Below are 3,404 nucleotides of genomic sequence, written 5' to 3'. Positions count from 1 at the left end.
ATAAAACGAAAAACGCTTATAACGGATATTTTTAAATCCTGTTATAAGCGTTTTTTATTGTCTAAAAAATAAACCTGATCAAAAATAAGGGATGTTTTTCAGTGCCCTCGTTTTGAATAAGATGGCTTTTTTTTTGATTAAATTTCTATTCTAAAGTTACAGAAAGTGTAATTGTGGTATTTAAAAGTTTAGAAATCGGGCAGATTTCTTTTGCTTTTGCAGCCGTTTTTTCAAATTCTTCAGCTGAAATATTTGGAACTTTTCCTTTTAGGTCTAAATGGATTAATGTAATTGTCCCGTCTTCAAAAGTAACTGTCGCTTCTGTATTTAAATCATCTGCCGTAAAACCGCCTTCGTTAAGTAAAAAACTTAATTGCATCGTAAAACAGCCTGAATGTGCTGCTGCGATCAATTCTTCAGGATTTGTTCCAACCCCGTCAGCAAATCTTGTTTTAAATGATAATTGAGCATTATCCAGTGTCGTACTTTGTGTACTTATACTTCCTGTTCCTTCCATGCCTGTTCCTTTCCAATTGGCATTCGCTTTTCTTGTAAATTTCATCTTCGTTGTTATTAGGATTAATAATTGAATTTGTTCATTTATAGAGCATCAAAAAATGATGTGGTTATCAAATATAATCAATATTTTAGAGAATTGTTTTATGAATTTAAGTTGAGATTGTTAAGTTTCAGGTTTCAAGTATGAAATAGGAATGAAAAATTTTACCGCAAAGTTCGCAAAGGGTTAATTTTGGATTGTGCACAGAAAAACACAAAGTTCGCAAAGCTTTGTGGTGAACCAGCTTTGGAAACTTTGTGTTTGTCAATATACTCTATTATAAAAAAAACCTTCGCGATCTTTGTGGTAAAATTCATTCCAACAATAACCACAAAAAAAAGGAGCAATGAAAAATATCATTACTCCTTAATAAATTTAATATATAAATTAAAGTCTATTCCTGACCCAGATTACGTAACTGTTTTAGTTTATCTTTCCAAAGCTCAAGGCTTTCCTTGTGGATAGCAATGTTTTTACGAACTTCAAGAACGATAGAATTCTCTTTTTTTGCATTTTTAGTATTTGCAAAGAACTGAATGTTATTCTCTAATTGGAAAATTTCATTCTGAACTTCTTCAATTTTACGCATTAGGAAAATCTTTTCATTGTCTAATTTACGAGTATCGTTATTATCAGATAAAGAATCAATTCTATTAGAGAAACGCATCATTTCAGTTTCTTTTTTACTCAAACTTAATTTTTCAAAAAGAGCATCTAAAATTTTATTGAATTTTCCTTCGATATGGCGCCTTGCAAAAGGTACTTTTCCATAACCTTTCCAGATTTCGATATGTGCTTTTATTGCATCAAGATCAGTTTTGTGATCACCGGTAAGTTGGTAGGCTCTCAAAACATCCAGATATGCTTTTTTATTGTCAAAAGCAGCAACTTCGTCAACGTTTTCTTCAGATTTGTGTTCCTTTAATTTATCAAAATAATGATTACAAGCATCTTTGAATTCTTTCCAGATTTTGTCTGAATATTTTTTAGGAACATGGCCAATTTGTTTCCACTCTTCCTGAATTTGTTTCATAACAGGAGTTGTAGCGCCAAAATCAGTACTTTCTTGTAATTCCTTGGCTTTTGCAACAAGAGCCATTTTTTTATTTAAATTGTCGTTTTGATCTTTTTTAATGTCTTTGTAAAATGAATTTTTAAAAGAATTAAAATTTCTAACGGCAGTTTTAAAAGCAGCCCACGTTTCTTCATTAACATCAGATGGTACTTTTCCGGCAGCAAAAAACTCATTTCTAAGTGCTTCTACTTTTTGAATTTGTACCAGCCATTGAGAGTGGGAGTTTACTTTTTCAGTTCCTAAAACCTCGATTTTTGCAATGATCTCTTTTTTTGCTTCAAGATTATTTTGTTCGTTTGCTCTTTGGCTTTCAAATAAAACTTCTCTTTTATCGTGAATTTTTTTAGTCAATTCGCTAAATTTATTCCAGATAGTATCACGGTGTTCTTTAGAAACCGGTCCAATATCTTCTTTCCAAATCCTGTGTAAATCCTGTAATTCGCGAAATGCTTTACTGATATCAGTTTCATTTGCTAATTCTTCTACACGAGCAATGATTTTTTGTTTTTGCTCCAAGTTGTATTTGAAATCTAAATCTCTTGCTTCACGATCTAAATGTAGATAATCGTAAAAATTCTCTACGTGAAAGTGGTAATTATTCCAAACGTGATTGTATTTGTCTTTTGGAATTGCTCCTGCATTTTTCCATCTTTCTCTTAAATCATTAAAATGTTTAAGAGTGTCCTTGATGTTTTCCTGTGGGTTGATAAGCTCTTTAAGTTCCTCAACTATGGCAAGCCTGTTTTCTAAATTCGTTTTTAAATTCGTTTGTAAATGCTTGAAATGAGCATTTCTTTTTTCTCTAAAAACATTATAATATTCGTCAAATTTAGATTTTAAGGGAGAATGATATTCAAATTCCTCATTTGGATCTTGATTAGAAGCGTTAAATTCTTCTTTTTTCTCCTCAATAAGGTGATTGTATTGTAATAAAAACGACTTTTTAATTTCTTCAATATGCTCTTTTACAGACATTACTTTATCTGTATTGATCAATTTTTTAAGTTCATCAACAAGTGCATCTAAAGTAAATGTATCGTAATCCTGCATAGGAATGTCATGACGCTCTTTTAGCGTTTCATCTTCACTTTCTTCAGCATTCGAATTGGTAATAGCGTCTAGTGCAGTCTGATGATTGGTTTCTGTCGTGTCAGCTGTATTTTCTGCTTCAGTTTCAGTCTCTGAAGTCGAAATTTCAGCAGCTGTTTCAGGCTCCGCTGTATCAATTGCATTATCTTGAGTAGAATCGCTAATTTCGATTTCTAATTTTCCGTCTGCTTCCTGCAGGTTATCATTCTTTTCTTCTAACATTTTAAATGTATAAGGTTTTTATTTTAAACAGAGCGAAAGATACTAAAGGTGTTTCTAAATACAAAATAAATCGTTTGTTTATACGCTATTTTAAGGTGAAATTCCTATTTGTTCCAGTAATTTACGAATATGATATCGTTTTTTTTGCCGATTTTTTGAAGTAAATTTAAATTCTGAATTATTATAATTTTTAGAAAAATGAAATCAAAATAATATTTTAAGGATGAATTTGTGGTTTTATTTTGATTTGAAAAAAAATGAAGAGTAATATTGAGGTAATAAAAATGTTTCTATTTCCAGCGTTAAAAAGTGATACTTGATCTGATATTATATAAATTAGTTTGTAAGTAGATATTCCGACGAAAGTACCCCACGATTCCGCGACAATGGTCGCCACTTATTCCGACGCAAAGTACGCCAGTCAAATCGTCCTTTATCATCACTTAGTAAAGATGATAT

The 3,404-nt window shown here is 31.1% G+C and carries 2 protein-coding genes; both read right to left on the bottom strand.

What is annotated here, in order from left to right:
• Positions 1 to 145: 145 nt before the first annotated feature.
• Positions 146 to 562: an OsmC family protein gene (locus NJT12_RS24690; protein WP_271338766.1), complete on the bottom strand. Its 417-nt coding sequence runs from the start codon at positions 560 to 562 to the stop codon at positions 146 to 148.
• Between the two features lie 391 nt (positions 563 to 953).
• The gene (locus NJT12_RS24685) at positions 954 to 2,945 is read right to left on the bottom strand and encodes a DUF349 domain-containing protein (RefSeq protein ID WP_271338765.1); all 1,992 of its coding nucleotides are present in this window, start codon (positions 2,943 to 2,945) and stop codon (positions 954 to 956) included.
• Positions 2,946 to 3,404: the final 459 nt, after the last annotated feature.

Source organism: Flavobacterium azizsancarii (assembly GCF_027980145.1).
GTDB lineage: Bacteria > Bacteroidota > Bacteroidia > Flavobacteriales > Flavobacteriaceae > Flavobacterium > Flavobacterium azizsancarii.
This window is presented reverse-complemented; position numbering and strand designations above follow the sequence as displayed.